This window comes from Pseudomonas sp. E6002, assembly GCF_013385565.1.
In the GTDB taxonomy this organism is placed as follows: Bacteria; Pseudomonadota; Gammaproteobacteria; order Pseudomonadales; family Pseudomonadaceae; genus Aquipseudomonas.
Genome location: NZ_JACAPT010000018.1, coordinates 80,764 through 100,655, shown reverse-complemented (window position 1 = coordinate 100,655; position 19,892 = coordinate 80,764). Strand labels below are relative to the sequence as shown.

General features: G+C 60.8%; 20 protein-coding genes. 11 read left to right on the top strand and 9 right to left on the bottom strand.

What is annotated here, in order from left to right; genetic code table 11:
* Positions 1–6: 6 nt before the first annotated feature.
* Genes HX815_RS15810 through HX815_RS15800 form a run of 3 tightly spaced genes read right to left on the bottom strand, consistent with a single transcriptional unit; the run spans position 7 to position 2,042 of the window.
* Complete coding sequence (locus HX815_RS15810) at positions 7–846, bottom strand: cache domain-containing protein (RefSeq protein WP_177028547.1); 840 nt, start codon at positions 844–846, stop codon at positions 7–9.
* Positions 847–901: 55 nt separating this feature from the next.
* Positions 902–1,372 carry a cyanase gene (cynS, locus tag HX815_RS15805; RefSeq protein WP_177028546.1) on the bottom strand — a complete coding sequence of 157 codons (471 nt, stop codon included), beginning with the start codon at positions 1,370–1,372 and terminating at the stop codon, positions 902–904.
* A 28-nt stretch (positions 1,373–1,400) separates the two neighbouring features.
* Complete coding sequence (locus tag HX815_RS15800; protein ID WP_087692575.1) at positions 1,401–2,042, bottom strand: carbonic anhydrase; 642 nt, start codon at positions 2,040–2,042, stop codon at positions 1,401–1,403.
* A 112-nt stretch (positions 2,043–2,154) separates the two neighbouring features.
* Here HX815_RS15800 and cynR point away from each other — a divergent pair, with 112 nt between their 5' ends.
* Positions 2,155–3,021: a transcriptional regulator CynR gene (cynR, locus tag HX815_RS15795; protein ID WP_003210662.1), complete on the top strand. Its 867-nt coding sequence runs from the start codon at positions 2,155–2,157 to the stop codon at positions 3,019–3,021.
* Here cynR and HX815_RS15790 read toward each other — a convergent pair.
* Positions 2,996–3,772, bottom strand: a complete 777-nt coding sequence (locus HX815_RS15790; protein WP_008437921.1) for a transporter substrate-binding domain-containing protein — start codon at positions 3,770–3,772, stop codon at positions 2,996–2,998. The two genes, cynR and HX815_RS15790, sit on opposite strands and share 26 nt — an antisense overlap.
* 387 nt (positions 3,773–4,159) lie before the next feature.
* Between HX815_RS15790 and HX815_RS15785 the strand changes: the two genes are divergently transcribed.
* The 6 genes from HX815_RS15785 to HX815_RS15760 all read left to right on the top strand — a co-directional run bounded on the left by HX815_RS15785 (position 4,160) and on the right by HX815_RS15760 (position 12,520).
* The gene (locus HX815_RS15785; protein WP_003210664.1) at positions 4,160–5,533 is read left to right on the top strand and encodes a glutamine synthetase family protein; all 1,374 of its coding nucleotides are present in this window, start codon (positions 4,160–4,162) and stop codon (positions 5,531–5,533) included.
* A gap of 144 nt (positions 5,534–5,677) precedes the next feature.
* A complete protein-coding gene (locus tag HX815_RS15780) occupies positions 5,678–6,328 on the top strand; it encodes a class I SAM-dependent methyltransferase (protein ID WP_003210665.1) in 651 nt (216 codons plus the stop codon).
* A gap of 122 nt (positions 6,329–6,450) precedes the next feature.
* Positions 6,451–7,584, top strand: coding sequence for a ribonuclease D (rnd, locus tag HX815_RS15775; RefSeq protein ID WP_008437922.1), 1,134 nt, complete (start codon positions 6,451–6,453; stop codon positions 7,582–7,584).
* Positions 7,581–7,874: a YcgL domain-containing protein gene (locus tag HX815_RS15770; protein ID WP_003210667.1), complete on the top strand. Its 294-nt coding sequence runs from the start codon at positions 7,581–7,583 to the stop codon at positions 7,872–7,874. The genes rnd and HX815_RS15770 overlap by 4 nt, the downstream gene beginning before the upstream one ends.
* A gap of 117 nt (positions 7,875–7,991) precedes the next feature.
* Positions 7,992–8,924, top strand: a complete 933-nt coding sequence (locus tag HX815_RS15765; protein WP_003210668.1) for a D-2-hydroxyacid dehydrogenase — start codon at positions 7,992–7,994, stop codon at positions 8,922–8,924.
* A gap of 122 nt (positions 8,925–9,046) precedes the next feature.
* Positions 9,047–12,520, top strand: a complete 3,474-nt coding sequence (locus HX815_RS15760; protein ID WP_177028545.1) for a hypothetical protein — start codon at positions 9,047–9,049, stop codon at positions 12,518–12,520.
* A gap of 80 nt (positions 12,521–12,600) precedes the next feature.
* Here the strand turns inward: HX815_RS15760 and HX815_RS15755 are convergent, their stop codons facing one another.
* Complete coding sequence (locus tag HX815_RS15755) at positions 12,601–13,200, bottom strand: nitroreductase family protein (RefSeq protein ID WP_008437924.1); 600 nt, start codon at positions 13,198–13,200, stop codon at positions 12,601–12,603.
* Positions 13,201–13,353: 153 nt separating this feature from the next.
* Here HX815_RS15755 and HX815_RS15750 point away from each other — a divergent pair, with 153 nt between their 5' ends.
* Together HX815_RS15750 and HX815_RS15745 are read left to right on the top strand one after the other, a co-directional pair.
* Positions 13,354–13,803, top strand: a complete 450-nt coding sequence (locus HX815_RS15750; RefSeq protein WP_003210671.1) for a YcgN family cysteine cluster protein — start codon at positions 13,354–13,356, stop codon at positions 13,801–13,803.
* Positions 13,804–13,815: 12 nt separating this feature from the next.
* Entirely contained in the window at positions 13,816–15,054 is a 1,239-nt protein-coding gene (locus tag HX815_RS15745; protein ID WP_087692570.1) for a hypothetical protein, read from the top strand.
* 44 nt (positions 15,055–15,098) lie between these two features.
* On the opposite strand, the gene HX815_RS15740 is transcribed toward HX815_RS15745, so the two are convergent.
* The 3 genes from HX815_RS15740 to HX815_RS15730 form a co-directional block, all read right to left on the bottom strand.
* Positions 15,099–15,449: a DUF2892 domain-containing protein gene (locus HX815_RS15740; protein WP_003210673.1), complete on the bottom strand. Its 351-nt coding sequence runs from the start codon at positions 15,447–15,449 to the stop codon at positions 15,099–15,101.
* Positions 15,450–15,518: 69 nt separating this feature from the next.
* Positions 15,519–15,986 carry an RNA methyltransferase gene (locus tag HX815_RS15735; protein ID WP_003210674.1) on the bottom strand — a complete coding sequence of 156 codons (468 nt, stop codon included), beginning with the start codon at positions 15,984–15,986 and terminating at the stop codon, positions 15,519–15,521.
* Between the two features lie 235 nt (positions 15,987–16,221).
* Complete coding sequence (locus HX815_RS15730; RefSeq protein WP_003210675.1) at positions 16,222–16,596, bottom strand: YajD family HNH nuclease; 375 nt, start codon at positions 16,594–16,596, stop codon at positions 16,222–16,224.
* A gap of 148 nt (positions 16,597–16,744) precedes the next feature.
* Here HX815_RS15730 and HX815_RS15725 point away from each other — a divergent pair, with 148 nt between their 5' ends.
* Entirely contained in the window at positions 16,745–17,659 is a 915-nt protein-coding gene (locus HX815_RS15725; protein ID WP_003210676.1) for a ParB/Srx family N-terminal domain-containing protein, read from the top strand.
* 573 nt (positions 17,660–18,232) lie between these two features.
* A complete protein-coding gene (gene rarD, locus HX815_RS15720; RefSeq protein ID WP_023659097.1) occupies positions 18,233–19,117 on the top strand; it encodes an EamA family transporter RarD in 885 nt (294 codons plus the stop codon).
* A 34-nt stretch (positions 19,118–19,151) separates the two neighbouring features.
* Here rarD and HX815_RS15715 read toward each other — a convergent pair whose 3' ends face one another.
* Positions 19,152–19,838: a spermidine synthase gene (locus tag HX815_RS15715; protein ID WP_063032534.1), complete on the bottom strand. Its 687-nt coding sequence runs from the start codon at positions 19,836–19,838 to the stop codon at positions 19,152–19,154.
* Between the last annotated feature and the right edge of the window lie 54 nt (positions 19,839–19,892).

Sequence of the window (19,892 nt, the reverse complement as noted above, 5' to 3'; positions counted from 1 at the left end):
TGACCTTCACGGGCTGTAATACCCCACAGCCACCATGAAATGTCCGGTTTTGCGCAAATACGCATGCTTGTTCTCAACCTTTCCGGTCACCGGATTTTTCCAGCGGTACTTGTATTCCCCCTGATCCTGCTCGGCCATGACCGCCAGGATCGGCTCACCCACCGGCTTCCCGTCGGGATCCTTGATCTTGCTGAAATCCGTATTCACCAACCGCGGAGTCGTGCCATGGGCCACGTAGCGCTGGGTGTCGAGGTCAACCACAAACACATACAAATCGTCCTGTAGAAAACCACCCTGCATGGCGTTGATCGCCTTGAGCGTTCCAACCGGGTCTTTCTCCAGCGCCTTGACGGCTTTGTTTCGCAGCGCTCTGGCATGTTCCGGCGTCGCCCGCGGCAGGTAGTAGCCAACGGCCAAAATCCGCTGCCCGACGCGCTGGTAATACACATGCTTGCGTTCCACCTTGCCGTCATTCCAGTTCTGCCAGCGGTAATCGGCCTGCTGGATGCCACTGCCTTCCGGCACCGCCAACGCCTCCTTGAACGACTTGTTCAGATCCGGCCCCAGTACCTCGGAAACATTGCGCCCGATCAACGCAGAAGAGGGCCCGCCACTCGCCAGCAGCACGCCCTTGGTGTTGACCACGAACACGTAACGGTCCTGGTCGACGAATTCACCCTGGCGGCTGAACGCCGCAAAAGCCTTGTCACCATTCGTCTGGTAATACGCCAAGGCCTTTTCCAGCAAGGCCTTGGCGGCTTGGGCATCCGCCTCCTCAGCGGTGGCGGCTTGCACCTGGCCAACACATAACAGCAGCAGCCAGGTGGCTCGGAGCATTGCCTTCATTACCCGTCCCTCGTTCTTGTTGGTGTGCCAAGAGCGTAGACGGTTTGCCGGCAAATCAGAACGGTTTGGTCGGCAGGTATTTGCCATCCAGGATGATCACCGCGCGGGAGCCGCCGTCCGGGTCTTCGACCTTCTTGATGTCCAGCTTGAAGTTGATCGCGCTGATGATGCCGTCGCCAAATTGTTCGTGCACCAGGGCCTTGAGGGTCGAACCGTAGACCTGCAGCATTTCATAGAAACGGTACATGGTCGGGTCCGTCGGCACGCCGCCCGGAAAGCTGCCGCGCAGGGGCACGGTTTGCAGCAGGCGGCTGGCGTCCTGGTCGAGGCCAAGCTTGTCGCAGACCACATCGGCAGCGTCCTTGGGCAGCGGATGCTGGCCGAGCAGGGCGGCGGTGACGAACGCCAGGCTCAGGCCGGTGCCGTCGGTGAGGTCCTGCCATGACAGGTTCTTGCGCGCCTTGATGTCGATGACGGTGTCGGCCAGGGCCAGGCGTGGGGATTGGGCGAATTGGGATTGCAGCATGGTGATGTCCTCTTGGGTTTGAAAAGGTTCAGGCGGCGTAGGCACGGGTGGCCGGGTGGTCGAGCAGCGACACGAAGCGCCCGCTGCGGCCATCCAGGGCGTCGATGGCGCCGCTTTCGATGTCGTAGACCCAGCCGTGCAGGCTCAGCCGGCCTTGTTCCAGGGCCAGGGCCACGGAAGGGTGGGTCTTGAGGTTGGCCAGTTGGGCGACCACGTTTTCCCGTACCAGCGAGTTCAGCCGGTCGGCATCCGATGCGTGAGTGCGGGCGGCGTTGATCACCTTGGCCGACTCGGCGTGGCGCAGCCAGTTGGCCACGGCGGGTAAGTGGTCGAGGCATTTGCAGGTGGAGATCGCGGTCATGGCACCGCAGTCGGAGTGGCCGCAGATCACGATGTCGCTGACGCCGAGAACGGCCACTGCGTATTCGACGGTGGCCGACACGCCGCCAGGCTCCGGCCCGTAGGACGGGACGATGTTGCCGGCGTTACGGATCACAAACAGGTCTCCGGGTTCCTGCTGGGTCAGCAGTTCCGGGACTACGCGGCTGTCGGAACAAGACACGAACAACGTGCCGGGGTTTTGCGTGGTAGCCAGGTGTTTGAACAGGTCGCTGCGTTGGGTGAAGGCTTCACCCTGGAACTTGCGAAAGCCGTCGATGAGATCTTGCATGGTGGTTCTCCTTGCGTCGCTGATGGGGCAAGGATGGAAGTTTTCAGCTATAGCGTCTAAGACCGGCTTATTATGGTTTCTATAAGTCATGCCTATAGTTGGAGCGCCTTCCATGTTGCTGCGTCATATCCGCTACCTGCTGGCCGTTGCCGAGCACCGTAATTTCACCCGGGCGGCGGAGGCGCTGCATGTGTCGCAGCCGACCTTGTCGCAGCAGATCCGGCAACTGGAAGACACTCTCGGTGCGCCACTGCTGGACCGTTCCGGCAGAAGCGTCAGCCTGACCGATGCAGGCGAGGCCTATGTGCGGTTTGCGCGCCTGGCCTTGCAGGATCTGCAGGCCGGCACCCGCGCCATGCATGACGTACAGGACCTGAGCCGTGGCAGCTTGCGCCTGGCGATGACGCCGACATTTACCGCCTACCTGATCGGGCCGCTGCTGGCGCGATTTAACGGGCTGTATCCGGGGATTACAGTGAGTGTCGAGGAGCTGACCCAGGACCGCATGGAGGCGGCACTGACGGAGGATTTGCTGGATATCGGCATCGGTTTTACCGGCGAGCATTTGCCGGATATCGAGTGTGAAGGGGTGTTTGTCGAGGCGTTGAGCGTAGTGGTGAGCGCCGGTCATCCCGGCATTGATCGACAGTCGTGGCTCCAGCAGCCGTTGGTGCTGCTGAATGCCGGCTTCGCCACGCGTCGCTATATCGATGAGTATTTTCGCAGCCAGGCGGTGAAACCGCTGATCACCATGGAGGCCAATTCCATCAGCGCGATTATCGAAATCGTACGAAATACGCAGTTGGCGACCATCCTGCCCAGCGCGATTGCCCAGGTGCAGCCGGGGTTGCAGGCGGTGCCGCTGAGCCCGCCGTTGCCGCAACGCACGGCGGCGTTGCTCAGCCGCAAGGGAGGCTATCGCAGTGCGGCGTGCAGGGCGTTTGTCGAGCTGGTCAGGGCGCAGCCAGCCACTGATTGATGATGCCGTCGTACACGCCGGTCACCGTGCTCAAGTGCAGCCACTGGTCCACGTAACTCTTCCATGCGACATCATCGCGGGGCAGCAGGAACGCTTTTTCGCTGTACTGCATGTACCGCTCGGGATTCACCGCGCACAGTCCCGGCTTGAGCTTCTGCTGATACCGCGCCTCGCTGGCGTCGGTGATCATCACGTCCGCCTTGTTCGCCAGCAGTTCCTCGAAAATCGTCACGTTATCCGGGAACAGCGTCAGTTGTGCCTTGCCCAAATGCGCCCGCGCAAATACTTCATTGGTGCCGCCCGCAGGCTCGATCACGCGTACCTGCGGCTGGTTGATCTGCTCCACCGTCTGATAGCGCTGCACATCGGCGCAACGCACCAGCGGGATCTTGCCGTCGACGCCCAATGGCTGGCTGAAAAACGCCTTTTTCTGCCGCTCCAGGGACACTGAAATACCACCCACCGCAATATCACAGCGCTGGGCCAGGAAGTCCGGCATCAGGGTTTTCCAGGTGGTCGGCACCCACTTCACCTGCACCCCAAGGCTCTTGGCCAGGGACTGGGCCATCGAAATGTCGATGCCTTCGTAGCTGCCGTCCGGGCGCAAATAGCTGTAGGGCTTGTAGTCGCCGGTGGTACAGACGCTCATTTCGCCGCGCTGGAGCACTTCATCCAGGCGCGACGCAGGGCTGTCGGCCAGGGCCTGGGCAGACAGGCCGGCCAGCAGGGAAAGGGTCAGCAATGCTTTCATGCGGTCGGGTCCTTGGGCATGGGCAGGGCCGCCATTATTCGCAAATGTTTAGCCACGGCACAACCAAACTCCATCAAGACTGGATTTAACGGCTTAACCTCGCGTGTGAGGCTGCCCGGCATCTCTTTACTGTGAATCCCGCATGGACGGTTCCCCCGACACACACCCTGAGACATCGCCAGGCGCCACCGCGTCCAGCCGTCCGGATGGTCGTCGAGTCACCGCTGATGCCCTCCCTTCCGAACTCGCCTTCTGGGCGCTCTGGCACTGCCGCCACGCGCGCCCACCGGACACCTTTCTCCTACGTTGATTTGCCCGAATGGATGCCCCGCGCATCTGCCCGGCAGCGCCCGCGCGCCTGCCTGACGCGAACGTATGAGAATGCCCATGAGCACGCCCTTTGCCACCCTGCACGAAGCCCAGTCCTTTCTTGAGCAGAACCCGGATATCGAGATGTTCGAGCTGTTCATCCTCGACAACAACGGTGTGCCTCGCGGCAAACTGCTGCACCGCGATGAACTGCTGGCGGTCTATGAAAGTGGCCGGCCGCTGCCGAGTACCATCCTCGGCCTGACCATCAATGGCGACGACGTGGAGAACTCCGGGCTGGTCTGGGAAGTCGGTGATATCGACTGCCGCGCTTACCCGGTCAGCGGCAGTTTGCAGCGCATGCCGTGGCGCCTGATCCCGACGGCAGCAGTGCAAGTCAGCATGCACCCCACCGAAGGCATGCCCGCTACCGTGGCCGATCCCCGGCACCTGCTGGCCAGGGTGATTGACGACCTCAAGGCCGACGGCTATTACCCGGTGATGGCGGCGGAGCTGGAGTTCTATTTGCTCGACCAGAAACCCGACAGCAACGGCCGCCCGCAACCGGCGCGGGATGTCGACGGCGGGCGCCCGCGCTCGACCCAGGTCTACGGCCTGCGGGAGCTGGAGCAGATCGAACCGTTCCTCGCCGACCTCTACAGCGCCTGCAAACTCCAGGGTATCCCGGCGCGCACGGCGATTTCCGAATACGCCCCGGGCCAGGTGGAAATCACCCTGGAGCATCGCAGCGATGCCCTGCAAGCCATGGACGAGGCGGTGCGTTACAAGCGCCTGGTCAAGGGCGTAGCCCACAAGCACGGGATGACCGCGTGTTTCATGGCCAAGCCGTTCGACGATCTGGCCGGCACCGGCATGCACATGCACGTCAGCCTGGCGGACCGCGACGGCAATAACCTGTTTGCCAGCGAAGCACCCGACGGCACGCCGCTGTTGCGCCACGCGGTGGGCGGCATGCTCAGCACCTTGCTCGACTCGTTGCTGATGTTCTGCCCCAACGCCAACTCCTATCGACGCTTCCAGACCAACAGCTACGCGCCGCTGGCCGCGACCTGGGGCGTGGACAACCGCACCGTCACACTGCGGGTGCCCGGCGGACCGGCGTTTTCCCGGCATATCGAACACCGTATCTGCGGCGCCGACGCCAACCCGTACCTCGCGGCGGCCGCGATTCTGGCCGGTATCCACCGGGGCATCCGCGAACAGCGCGACCCCGGCGCGCCGGTGGAGGGCAACGGTTATGCCCAGGCCAAGGAGTTGCTGCCCACCGATTGGCTGACCACCTTGCGTGCGCTTGAAGGCTCGGTTTGGGCGCGTGAGGCGTTCGGCGGCGAATTCCTCGGCGTGTACCTGGCGGTCAAGCGGGCCGAATACCGTCAGTTCATGGGCGAGGTGGGCGAGCAGGATTGGCGCTGGTATCTGCACCAGGCCTGAGATGAAGGCGTTGATCACAGACAGTTAACAGACAGGCAGCGGGCTGGATACTGGTTCTGCATTAACGGCGAACAATCCTTCGACCTTTTTTTCACGAGACGGTGGTTAAGCTGCGAATGTCTGATCCATTAACAGAGTCGTGTGATGCCGTCGCAACCGCCGTCTTCCATCGAGATTGAATTTGCCGAACGCGCTGGCCAGCAGCATGCCTTGGTCTGCGCCGACACGCGTCCGCCGGGGCTGTTGCGGCGCCTGGGGTTGTGGCGCGATGAGCAATTGGTGCGCCGTGCACTGAAGATCGCCGGCGAGCCAGGGCTGATTCTCGACCTGGCGTGCGGCTCCGGGCGCTTTTGGCCGGTGCTGGCCGAGCACAGCAACCGGGTGATCCTGGCGTCGGACAATTCCCAGGACATGCTCGACCACGCCCGTACCCACCACGCGCCGGGCTTGCTCAAGCGGATCAAGACCTTTCAGGGCTCGGCATTTTCCATCGGCCTTTCGGCCAACGCGGTGGACTGCATTTTTTGCCTGGAGTTGTTTCGCCATGTGCCAACGGCAGAAGGGCGCCTGGCCCTGCTCGGTGAGTTTCATCGGGTAAGCCGCGACACGGTAATTGTTTCGGTCAACAGCGACAGCGGCTACCGGGCGTTGCAGCCTGGCCCGGCGGCAGTTGCCAGCCACCGGGCGCAAGTGGAGGCGGAGTTTCGCCTGGCGGGTTTCAAGGTCCTCGGTCAACAGGAGTTCATGCCCGGCTCAGCCATGTGGCGGGTGTATGTCCTGCGTAAGAGAGGATAAGTACCGACTGTCGGACTATTCTTCAGCTCCTATAAGAGTTTTCATGGCGGATGCTGTACTGCGAATGCTCGCAACTCCCTTTCGCGATATATACTGCGCGCCATTCTTCAAGGGAGAGCCGTGTGGCCATCGATATTCACTGGATCTGCGACAACGATAGCCTCGGCCAGCACTGCGCCGAATGGCAGCAGTTGCCATTCGTCGCCCTCGACACCGAATTCATGCGGGTCGACACCTTTTATCCCATAGCCGGGCTGATCCAGATCGGTGATGGCGCGCGCGCTTACCTGATCGACCCCCTGACCATCGACAACTGGCAACCCCTGGCCGCCTTGCTGGAGAACCCGGCGGTGATCAAGGTGGTACACGCGTGCAGCGAAGACCTGGAAGTGTTGCTGCGCCTGACCGGCAGCCTGCCGGTGCCGTTGTTCGACACGCAACTGGCGGCGGCCTACCTGAACCTCGGTTTCTCCATGGGCTATTCGCGGTTGGTGCAAGCCGTCCTCGATATCGAGTTGCCCAAGGGCGAGACCCGCTCCGACTGGTTGCAGCGGCCATTGTCCGAGACGCAAATCAGCTACGCCGCCGAAGACGCGGTGCACCTGGCAGAAGTCTACACACGCCTGCGCCCGAAGCTTTCCGACGACAAATACGCCTGGGTCCTGGAAGACGGTGCCGAACTGGTGGCCAACCTGCGCCGCGAAGTCGACCCGTACGAGGTTTATCGCGACGCCAAGCTCGCCTGGAAACTCTCCCGTGCCCAGCTCGCCGTATTGCGCGAACTGTGCGCCTGGCGCGAACAGCAAGCCCGTGCCCGTGACCTGCCGCGCAACCGGATCATCCGTGAGCACTCGTTATGGCCCCTGGCCAAATCCCAGCCGGATAACCTCGCCGCGCTGGGCAAGATCGAAGACATGCACCCGCGCACCGTGCGCCAGGACGGCGAGTTCCTGCTGGGCCTGATCAAGCGCGCCGGCAGCGTGCCCATGGACCAGTGGCCACCGGCGGTTGCCGAGCCATTGCCGGTGGACGCCGCCACGCTGATCAAGCAACTGCGCGCCCTGGGCCAGGCCGAGGCCGAACGCCTGGACATGGCGCCGGAACTGATGCTGCGCAAGAAAACCCTTGAAGCCCTGGTCAAGAGCGGCTACCCCGAGGGGCCTTACCAATTGCCAGATTCGCTGCGTGGCTGGCGCCGCGAACTGATGGGCCAGGCGCTGCTGGACAGCCTGGCCACTGCCGGAGAACAGCCTTGAAACGTATTTGCTCCATCTATCGCAGCCTCAAACGAAACGAGATGTACCTCTACGTGCTGAAAAGCGATGCACTGGAGCGTGTGCCGGAAAGTCTGCTGGCCGCCTTCGGCAAGCCGCACCACGCCTTCGACCTGGTGCTGAGCCCGGAGCGCAAGCTGTCCCGCGAGGACATCACCGTGGTTCTGGAGAACCTCGAAAAGCAGGGTTACCACCTGCAAATGCCGCCGGCCGAGGACGAGTACATCGAACACTTGCCCGAAGAGCTGCTGCGACGCAATGACCCGATGTGATCGGTCAGTGCCCCGTCCGGGGCACATTCATCAATGGAATTCAATTTTTGGCGGCGGCCGCACGGTACAGTGAACTGGACCGGCGGCCGCCTGCAGTGTTTTTGAAAGGTTTGAACCATGCGCGTTCTGATTGCTGAACACGATCACCCGCTGTACGCCCGGCTGCTGCGCGAAGCGGCGCCGGACCTTGAGGTCATGACCAGCGGCGACTCCGCCGAATTGTCGCGCCTGGCGGCCGATTGCCCGGTGTGGCTGGGCCAGCCGGATCTTCTGGCCACCTTGCTGCGCCAGGGGCACCAGCCACAATGGCTGCAATCCACCTGGGCCGGCATTACGCCGCTGCTGGCCGACGGCCTGCCGCGGGATTACCGCCTGACCCGCGCCGTGGGCATTTTTGGCCAGGTGATGGCCGAATACGTGCTGACTTACATGCTTGGCCATGAGCGTGAAGTGCTGGCGCGGCTGGTCAGCCAGGTCGAGCGCAAGTGGGATAACCGCATGGGCCAGAGCCTGGCGGGGCGCAAAGTGCTGATCGTCGGTACCGGTGATATCGGCCGCAGCGTTGCGCAATTCCTGCAGCCGTTTGGCGTTGAGCTGTACGGCATTGCCAGTGAGGCCCGTGAGCAGGCGCCGTTTGTCGAAGTTGCCGGGCTCGACGCGTTGCCGCGCCTGGTGGGTGAGGTGGACTACGTGGTCAACCTGCTGCCTAACACACCGAACACCCACGATTTGTACAATGCGGCGCTGTTCAAGCAATTCAAGCCGACCGGGTTGTTCATCAACGTCGGGCGCGGCGTGGCGGTGGTCGATGCAGACCTGGTGGAAGCGTTGAAGGAAGGCCATCTGGCCGGCGCGGTGATTGACGTTTGCCGTCAGGAACCATTGCCCCAGCGCCATCCGTTCTGGACCGCCTGGGGGTTGCTGCTGACCGGGCACAGCTCGGCGCCGACTTCGCCGGGGATGATGGTGCAATTATTTGTCGAGAATTTGCGCGCGTACCAGGCGCAGGAAACGTTGCGCGGCGAAGTGAGTTTCGAGCGCGGTTACTGACAGCGCGAAGGCCCGGCAACGCGTGTTGCCGGGCGCTTACAAATTTCTGCAAACACTAATCAGATGTTCGTTTCGCAGGCCGTATGTGAGGCTCATACCCCTCTCCAGATGGGTACATTCTCATGTTGAATGCTGGCACTGTGTCTCTCCCTCCACGGGTAACTCCGCAACTTTCCCTGCTTTCTACCGAGCCGGCGGCGCTCCCTCTATTGCCCTCTGCTCTGGGTGCTACGGCCGATCGCGATACGCAGGCCCTCGCCCCAGTCCCCCGGCAATCCGGTCTCACCGCGGCGTTGGGCGACCGCGAGAATCTGCGGACACTGGGCCAGAAGCTCAACGAAATCGCCAGCCGTCTTGGCGTGAATGCCAGCCCTCAAGCGGTGCTGGCCGCGCTGCAAACGACACCGATGCAAATACACCCCGACTCGTCCTACCCGACCCAGGCGGGTAAAGCGGCGACGGTAGAGACCTTTCTCAGAAGTATCGGCTTGGGGTTGCCCACCAATCATTTTCAGCTGACCGGTCATGCCCACGCTGTGAGTGACAGGGCACTGGAGCATCCGCTCGGCAATTTTGGCGGCGGGTTGTCCTGGCCTGTTCCCATGAGCGCCGCTGAACAACGCAGGGTACTGGCGGCGGCTACCGACCATGGCAGCCAGAACCCCAATGCACCGCACATCGGCGCAAGCGTGGGTGTACTGGAATATCTGAACGCGAACCAGCCGTTGTCGGGCGAGGCATTGGCTGATCCTGCCAAGGCACTCGAAACCCTCGTCAGCTCCACCCGCGGGCAGGCACTGGGGCAAGCCATACAGGACCAGCTTGGGGGCGCCGCCTCCGAGACCAGCGTGAACGAGTACGCACTGAGTGCGATCCATCTGCTGCTTGACCCGGAGTCCATCACGGCGCCGCACCGTAACCGCGTGGCGGGTTTCGACCTCGCCCAACAAGCCCATTGGGGCAAGCCGGCTTCGACAGTGCTCGAGCGCCTGAGCACTTACCTGCACGAAAATCACAAGACCAGTCCCGAGATGGCCAAGGCCGGCGCCTATTTGTTACTGGCACGAAAGGCGCCCGAGTTTTTGATCAAGGACATCCCCGACCGCGTGACCTACGGCAGCCCGGCCTGGGTAAGCCTCGCGGTCGCAGCGGCGGCCATAGAGGCGCAGTTCCCCGGAAAGGTGGCGCACATGACCTTTGCCCAAGTCATGTCCAGCGCGGAAAACGCGATCCTGACGAATCGAGCCGCCGCCGAACATGCACAAAAGGCGGCATTGGTGGACTGGGCCGTGGTCAACGGGATCGTCACATGCCAGCCAGGTGATCGTTACAGCGACGATGAGATAGACCGTGCAAGGACGGCATTCAACGCACAACTGAAGTCGACGCTTGCGGCTACCGGTTTGTTGGAAGCCGAGATTCCAAGCCGTAAAGACATTGCGTTGGCCCATTTGAAGGAGCGGTTTGGCGAACACGTACCTTTTGAAGAGAAACGACTGAAGGTCGTTGACTCGAAACAACCGTCAGCCCAACCACTTTATGATCCGAACCGGGCGCCCGGCGGGCTTTTCTCGTTGTTGGACATCGCCATGAGCGGACTTGGCCAATACCCATGGGAAACCAGGGACTCGAGCATTGCCGAGGCAATCAAAGGCAAGAGCCTGGATTTCAGCGTGAACAAAATCTTCAACGAAGAATTTGAACAAGCAATCACTTCTCGCCAGCAAGGGGTTCGCAGCGTCATCAGGCACCTTGTCGCAACACTGCCCTTGGTTGACCGGGAAAACCTGGAGTTTGCAAAGCTCGAGTTTTTTCAGAGAAACACTTATGAACTGGGCCTCGACTTCACCTCTAAAAAACGCCAGGGCGCGGAAAACAAACTGTGGGTCAAGGCCACCGGAAGAAATGGCAACACCGTTTATGAAATTGATTTGAACGCAGGTGCAATCAAGTCGGTGCCGGCCTCGGAGTTAACAACAAAACGCGAGCGGCAGGCCAACAAGGAGTTCAAGACGGAGCCCTTCAAGCCCAAGACCGTGAGCGAGGCTGCCCTTGGCCAAAAGAGCCAGGACGGCTTGTCAACGCCGCCCCCCAGTTTTTCCAGTGCGCGAACCCAGCACATCGCCGATGCTTTTGTTGAGCATCTTGATCTCGACAGTGATGACATAAAAACCTATGCCCGGGGTGTCACCTCGTTCGATAAACAAATGGCAACCGAGTGGAACGTCACCCACTTTTTTCTTGACCTGATTCCGCTCAGGTCAGCCATCGTGAATTTTTCCAGGGGCAACCACCTGGAAGGGGCCAGTGACCTGGCGCTGGATGTCTTTGGTTTTGTCACGGCGGGCGCGGGTGTGGCGGCGAAAGTCACGAAGGCGGGAGCCAAGGTCGCGAGCGCCGCCGCCAAGGCCATTCAAGTGGCAAAAGTCATCGGTGTGGCTGCCATTCAAGCATTCAACCCATTGGATGGCTTCAGCGAACTGGTCGCGGGCGGTGCCCGATTGCTGGGCAAAGGCGCCAACTTTGTACGCGCCACGGGTGCAGAGGTGGTCAACAAGCTCAGGGGCGCGAGCGGCAGCTATGACCTGTTGAAGGCTGCCAGTAAACACTATGACGCAGCAGCGACGGGTACCTTCAAGGTCGCCGGGCAAAGCGTTGATGGAGGCGCGGTACTCCAGAACGGTCGATGGTATGCGTTTGATGTGGACAGGATGCGGCCTTACGGCAGCCCTCTTGAAGGCTTCACCGCAAAAACGAGTGCGATGGATGGGGCGATCATCACCACGCCTGCCGAGCCGGGCAGCGCCCTGAACAACCGGTTGCTTGGCGACTACAGCGTGGCCGAATCGAAAATAGCCGGGCTTGCGCGCAACAGTCAGGGGATCTATGTGGCGGCGGACGGTCACTTGTCCCACATCCGCCATACCGATACTGCCGGCAACACTGCGGTCTACGAAGTGCGGCAAGTGACTCGCACCGCCGACGGTGCCGTACAGGCGCAGATTTATCACAACAACCGGCAAACGCCGCTGCTGGTGCAGCACCTTCAGGGGGACCAATGGCAGCGCCTGGGGGCACGCGGCGGTAACCGGCCTTCTGTGGCATCAGACCTGGGGCCGGAAATTGGCGGGGGCGGTGAGGGGACGATCTACGACAGTCTCGACGGGAAAAGTGTCTATAAGGACTATGGCCCTTCATCCATGACTTCTGCCGACGACTTTGTCGATAACGAGACCCTGTGCCTGAACAGCTATTACGGTGACGGCTTTGCAACCACGATATTTGAAAATGGTCGCCGTTATTTGAAAATGGGCAAGCTGGACGGGGTGGATGTAAATACCCTGGCAAGGGGAAGTTTGCCCCCAGAGGCCAGGCTTTTACTGGATGACGCATTTCGGCGCATGGAACAGAAAAATCTTTACCACAACGATCTGCAGTTAAGTAATTTCCTGTATTCAGCGAGGGATAATAAAATCTATCCAGTGGACTTGAACGCAAACGGTCTTGAAGACATGACACCGTTTCTCGCCAGTATGTACAAGCGTGATCGAGACGAGCTGCGCAGGGCCTATTACGCGCTGATCGCCAAGGCGTAGCTGCACTTGTGGCCGGTGTACCCTGCTGTGATCGCAGCAGCAGGGTTTTGACGTGACCGTCAACGACTGCCAGAGCGTGTTCAGTCCTGGTGGTTGAAGTCGCCTTCGGACACCAGCTCGTTCAATGGACGACGCGGGCTCGGGGTTTCCCGGGCTTGCAGGTAGTCGGCCAGGGTCGATTTGTCGCCGAGCTTGCCAATCGCCACCGCAGCGTGCAGGGCGTAACCTTCAGGAATCTTCAGTTCCTTGCGGGTCAGTTCCTGGTCGAAACCGGCCATGCCGTGGGTGTGCCAGCCGCTGAGGCTGGCTTGCAGCGCCAGGTGGCCCCAGGCCGAGCCGGTGTCAAAGGTATGCCACAGGGCCGGGGTTTCTTCGGTGGCACCAGGCACGGCAAAGGTCGTCTTCGACGCGACGATCACCAGGGCCGAGGCATGCTGCGCCCAGCCACGGTTGAATTCGTTCAGCAGGCCCAGGAAACGTTCCCAGTTCGGCGTGTCGCGGCGCGCATAGAGAAAACGCCATGGCTGCGAGTTGTAGGCCGAAGGTGACCAGCGCGCGGCTTCGAAGAAGCTCAACAGGGTGTCCACCGGGATGCTTTCGCCGGTGAAGGCGCGCGGCGACCAGCGGTCGGTGAATTGTGGGTGGATCGGATAGTCGGCGACGCGTGGGTTGCTGCTCATTGGGCTGATCCTGATGAAAAACCGGGGTTCAAAGCTACTTCGCCGCCGGGTGGCTGACAAGTCTTGTTCTACCGACAGTCGTAAGCGCTTGGCCCCGGGGGCCATGGGCACTAGACTGGCGGCCTTTTAACATACCGATATTGATGTAGAGCCATGGCCGCCAAAGTCGAACCTTTCTGGATCCGCAAAACCCTCGAACAACTCGACCAGGATGAGTGGGAGTCGTTGTGCGACGGCTGCGGCCTGTGCTGCCTGCAAAAGCTCGAGGATGAAGACGACAACAGCGTCTACTACACGCGCATCGCCTGCAAACTGCTGGACCTGAAAACCTGCCAGTGCACCGATTACCCCAACCGTCGCGCCTCGGTGCCCGATTGCATCCAGCTCACTCCGGGCCAGGCCGACCAGTTCAAATGGCTGCCGCCCACCTGCGGTTACCGGCTGGTCAGCGAGCGCAAGGACTTGCCGCTGTGGCACCACCTGGTCTGCGGCGATCGCGACGCTGTGCACCAGGAACGCATTTCCCAGTCCGGGCGCATGCTCAGCGAAGGCAGCGTGCCCGAGGATGACTGGGAGGATTACCTGATTTTTCGTGCAGGCTGAGAAGGAGTGTGTATGACGGTTGGAGCCAGGCTGGCGGCGAGCCTGCTGTTGTTGGTATTGAGTGCGCCGGCGTGGGCGGCGAAGAAAGTTGACCTGGACTATCACGTCAAGCTATTGCCCCAAAGTGATCAGGCAGAAGTGCGCCTGAGCCTGTCCCAGGGCTCGGCGGTGCGCAGCCTCAACTTCGACCTGGGCCGCGACGGCGACTACAGCGACTTCAAGGCCGATGGCCAGTGGCAAGTGTTGCCGGGCAATACCCCGGGTGACAGCCGCGGCCTGTGGCAACCGAGTGCCGACAAGGCCAGCCTGACCTACCGTGTACGCCTCACCCACGCGCGCAAGAAAGGCGTCTATGAAGCGCGGATGACCCCGAGTTGGGCGCTGTTTCGCGGCGAGGACCTGGTGCCCACTGCACGTCTGGATCAACAGGACGGCATTGAACTGGTGTCGCGCCTGGTGTTTGAACTGCCTGCCGGCTGGAAAAGCGTCGAGACGTCCTGGCCGCGCATCGGCAAGAACAAATTCCGCATCGATAACGTTTCCCGCCTGTTTGACCGGCCCACCGGCTGGATGCTCGCGGGTACGCTGGGCAGTCGCAGGATGCGCCTGGGGGAAACCGAAATCACCGTGGCGTCGCCCAAAGGGCAAGGCATGCATCGCATGGATGTGCTGACCTTGCTGACGTTTGTCTGGCCGCAAGTGCAAGCGGCATTCCCACGGCACCCGGCGAAATTGCTGGTGGTGGGCGCCAGTGACCCGATGCGCCGCGGTGCGTATTCGGCGCGGGACTCGATCTACCTCAACAGCCGTACGCCGTTGGTCAGCGAGAACGGCAGCAGCCCGTTGATCCGTGAAGTGGTGCAGGCTATCGGCCGCTTCAACGACCACCAGGGCAGCGACTGGATCAGCGAGGGCTTGGCGCAGTACTACGCCATTGAGCTGATGCGCCGCGCAGGGGGGATCAGCGACGATCGTTATGCCGCCCTGCAGGCCCGGCTGGCCAGCGAAGGCAAGGACGTGACCACCCTGCGGGTCGAGCACGCCAGTAGCGCGACCGTGTCACGGGCGGTGGTGTTGTTGCAGGAGCTGGACCGCGAGATTCGTGTGAAAACCCACAACAAGCGTTCGCTGGATGATTTGACCCAGGCGGTGATGCGCCTGAACAGCATCAGCACAAAGGAATTTGTGCAGCTGGGGGAGAGCATTATTGGCGAGTCGTCGGTAGTACTCGATACCAAACTGCTGCACTGAAACCAAGGTGGGAGCGAGCAAGCCCGCTCCCACTTTTGATCGGGTTAACCCACAGTTTTGCTGGCGTTTTCAGCCGCCACTTCAGCCTTGGTCTTGAGGTTTTTCAGTTCCTCACCGGCGCGTTCGATCTTGGTTCGCACGCTGTTCATTTCCTGGCGGCTGCGCTCCAGCAACTCTTTCGCCGAGCTATGCCCGCTGATCCCGCGTGCCAGCGCTACGCCGCCAATCGCCACCTGGATCAAACCGAAAAAGCCGCCACGGCGCAGGCCTTTGCCCATCATCACCACACCGCCAGCCAGGGAGCCGATGCGTTCCCAGCCCTGGACGTTTTGCGTGGGTTGGGGCTCGAACGGGGTGGACCGGATAACGGGTCGCAGGGTTTTGCTGTCGCTCATGATCTGTCTCCAACAAGGGCTGATTGATATGCAGCTGACTGCACACAGGCCGCGGATGTTCCCAAAAAATCAGTATTTGGGGCCCGAACGGGTGTTGTTGCCCTTGGCCAGACGGTCGTAAAGCACCACGTTGACGGTGGCGGCGAGGTTCATGCAACCGGTGGTCGGGATGTAGATCACGTCTTCACACCAGTCGCGAATCTCTTTGTCGAGGGAGCCGTCTTCCGGGCCGAAGATATACAGCGCACGGTCCGGATGGGTGTATTCGGGGAGAGGGCGGGCGCCTTCCACCAGCTCGACGGCGACGGGGATGCAGCCCAGGGGCAGGATCTTTTTCAGGTCGTCGATACCGATCAGCGGAATGTCGTGGTGGACCTTCTTGGTGTCGGTAATAAAGTCCCGGGCCCGCTCATAGCGCTTGCCGGTGTAGAACACCGAGGCCACGCCGTAGCAGCCGGCGGCGCGCATCACCGAGCCGACGTTTTCGGGGGATTTGGGGTTGTACAGACCGATGCAGCTGTAGCGTTTATTGCCCACGGGAAAGGGTGCCTTCAAGAAAAACCGCGATTATACGGGGATTGCTCGAAAGGCGGTCAGTTTGAGCGGCACGTGTTGCAACACTGTGGCGAGGGAGCTTGCTCCCGCTGGAGTGCGAAGCGCTCCCAAAAAACGTGGGGCCGCTACGCAGCCCAGCGGGAGCAAGCTCCCTCGCCACAACAAGCCTTCTCCCACTGCGAGCCATCTCCCACAGCAGGTCGTTCATTACATCGCTTCAGTCGTCTTTCTTCATCAACCCGGCCAACGCTGCAAACGGGTTGTGCGTCGCCTTGGCGATCGTCGGGCTGCTGGTGGAGCCTTCGCCGAAATACTGCTGGTCGGTATAACGGGAGTGTTCGTTGTCGTGGCAATACAGGCACAGCAACTCCCAGTTGGAGCCGTCCTGGGGGTTGTCGTCATGGTTGTGGTTGCGGTGGTGCACGGTCAGTTCGCTCAGGCGCTTGCCGGCGAATTCACGGGCGCAGCGGCCACACACGTGGGGGTACATCTTCAGGGCTTTGTCGCGGTAGCCCATTTCCCGGTCGCGCTGGGCATCGGCGAGGATGCGATCCAGCTTGGCGGTGTGGGAGGGCGGGTTGGTCGAGCTCATCATGGCTCCTGTCTTTTAGTGGATCACGGATAGCGTTGATTCTAGCTGCTTGCGGGCTAATAAACCTCCGGCTTTTTCAGGCGCAGTCATGCCGGTGAGGGGGATTGTTTGTAGTATCGACGAACTGAATTCATAAGGAGCGGTACTCATGCGGATGCATTCATGGTTGTGGGCGCTGCTGTTGTGCGCCGTCAGTGTTCAGGTCCAGGCGTTTTCCACGCCCCAGCCAGGCGAGGTGATCGATGTGGCGCTGGAGCAGCTCCACCCGACCCAGGCCGTCATCGGTTTTGATCAGATCCATTACAAGCTGGGGGTATTTGCCGAGTCGCCCAAAAAAGTGTTCGACGAATACTGTGAAACCAACGGCCAGGGCGGTGTCGACAAGGTGCCTGAAGATGCCGATCTGCATAAGCCGGGCAGCTTCACCTGCAAAGACCCGGTAGGCGCTCACCCGGCGGATATGAAAACCGTGGTGGTCGGTCCCGCTGGCCAGTTGTACCTCACCGACGGCCACCACTCGTTCAGTACCTTGTGGGAGCAGCCAGGTGCCGGCGCCAAACTGAAGATGTGGGTGCGGGTCACCGATAACTTCAGCGACAGTCCCGACCTGGCGACTTTCTGGAAACGCATGGAGCAGGGCCGCAAGGTCTGGCTCAAGGACGGCCAGGGCAAGACCATCACACCTGAGCAAATTCCGGCACACCTGGGCTTCAAGGACCTCGGCGACGATATGTTCCGCAGCCTGGTTTACTTCTCCCGCAAGGCGTCCTACGGCAAGCCGACCTCTGGTGAGGTGGTGCCGGAATTCCTGGAGTTTTACTGGGGAGGGTGGTTGCGCACGCAGATTGACCTCGGCGCGTTCAACCTGAACAAGCAAGGCGGGTATGAAAAGGCAATCGAGGCGGTAGCCAAGCGCATGGTCAGCCTGGCGCCCGAGGCACCGGTAGGGGACAGCGGCTTCAGCGCCCGGCAGTTGGGCGGCTTCACGTCACTTGACCGCAAAGAACTGAACGATACGTTCAAGAAGAAAGTGCCCTACGTTATCGACAGTAGAAGTAACTAAGTGACGAACCGGCAGGGGCGGCCTTGTGCTGTTTCTGTCGGGCGTATAACGGCTTAATATACAGTAAAGATCCGGCGGATATCGATTTAAATGCCGTGGGGCATTTAATTGGCTTCAGGGTGATAAAGTGTTGGACTAACTTTGCCAGTTTGTTTAATGTGGCGCCTCTTGGCCTACTGCCGTTAGTGTGTTCTGTGGTGGCGTCAGGTAGTCAATACGTCAGGTCTTTCCTGGCGACTGTCAGTTTCCCGCAAGCCGGGCTTTCCTTTCACGATATCAACCGCCGTGGTTGACGTTGTGGCGTTTCAAATCAGAAGCGCTCATCCAGAGCGTACTGCTTCCAATAACCGAAGTCGGGTGGTTGAAGTGTCTGATGATCGTCGTGCAAATAATAAAAGATCGACGCGTTACCCTGTTGTTATAACTTGAAGATTCGGGATAGGTGTCCTGTGCAAGTTGTAAGTTTATGGTGCCCGTTAATAAGCTTCTGATGTTCATCTCACTGACATTCACACTGCGTGAATGCAACGGCCTGCTTCAATTGAATACATGCAATTTTTTGTAGAGGCTGTTGTGTCTAAAGGCGTTGTTCTGGCGGTTTCCGCTTCCTTCCTGTTTGGTGTGCTGTATTTCTTTACGTCCCTTCTTGAACCCTTGAATGGCCAGCAGATATTTGGCTGGCGAATGCTCATCTCCTTGCCCTTCATGACGTTGCTGCTGTGCCTGTCCGGGGATTGGAAGTGGGTGCCGTTGATCTACAAGCGTCTGCGGGAGAAACCCGCGTTGCTGCCCTGTGTCGTGCTCACCAGTGCCCTGGTGGGTGTGCAGTTGTGGATCTTCATGTGGGCGCCCCTCAATGGCCACGGCCTGGATGTGTCGCTGGGCTATTTCCTGTTACCGCTGACCATGGTCATCACCGGGCGCATCGTTTACGGCGAACGCCTTTCCCATCTGCAAAAAATTGCCGCTGCGCTGGCGGCGGTGGGCGTGGCCAACGAGCTGTATCGCACGGGCGGGTTCTCCTGGACCACCCTGGTGGTGTGCGTCGGTTATCCGCTGTATTTCGTGCTGCGCAGGCGTTGTGGCACCGACAACCTCGGCGGGCTGTGGCTGGACATGATGCTGATGATTCCGGTCGCGCTGTGGTTCGTCCTCGGTAGTGAGCCCATCAACGAGACCCTGGCGCAGCGCCCGGCGCTCTATTGGCTGGTGCCACTCATGGGGTTGGTCAGCGCGGCGGCGGGTTATTCCTACATCCTGGCCAGCCGGCTGTTGCCGTTCAGCCTGTTCGGTTTGCTCAGTTACGCGGAACCGGTGCTGCTGGTGGCCGTGTCGCTGATGCTGGGAGACGCCCTCAAACCGGGCCAATGGATGACCTACCTGCCGATCTGGCTGGCGGTGGTGGTGTTGGTGCTGGAAGGCTTGAGGCATTTGAATCGACTGCGCCGGTCGATCTGACCTACGACCCGCGCAGTGAATTCAGGCGGCTGTTTCAGCCCTTGAGTTTCTCGGCAATCCAGATGGTATGCCGCGTGCCCTTGTTGCCATGGGCAAACACTTGCACTTCCTCGGCCTTGAAGCCGGCCTTGCGCAGTTTGTCGCTGAACTGCTTGTCGGCGCTGGCCGACCACACCGCCAGCACGCCCTTGGGCCGTAGCGCCTTGGCGCAGGCGCTTAGGCCACCGGCGGAATACAGCCAGCTGTTGGCTTTTTGCGTCAGGCCTTCGGGGCCGTTGTCGACGTCCAGCATGATCGCGTCAAACCCCTGGGGCTCGGCCTGCAGCACCTTGGCCACGTCTTCCATACGGATCACGGTGCGCGGGTCCAGCAGCGGGCGGCCGGACTTTTCCCCCAGGGGCCCGCGATTCCACTCGACCACGCCGGGCACCAGCTCGGCAACCACCACTTCGGCAGTCTTGCCCAAATGCTTGAGCGCTGCCGCCAGGGTAAAACCCATGCCCAGGCCGCCAATCAACACCCTGGAGCCGGGCCGGCCGGCGACTTTGCGGCACGGAATCTCCGCCAGCGCATCCTCGGAACCGTGCATGCGCGTGTTCATCAACTGGCCACCGTCACCGCCCTGAATCTTGATGACAAAATCCTCACCGTATTCGAACAGGCACAAGGCACCGCCGTTGTCGGGGATCGGAGTGGTGTCCAGCAGAACGAAACGTTTCATGGAAATCTCATTGGGAAGGGCATTCTTGCGCGGTTGGGAGTAGCCTTACGACTT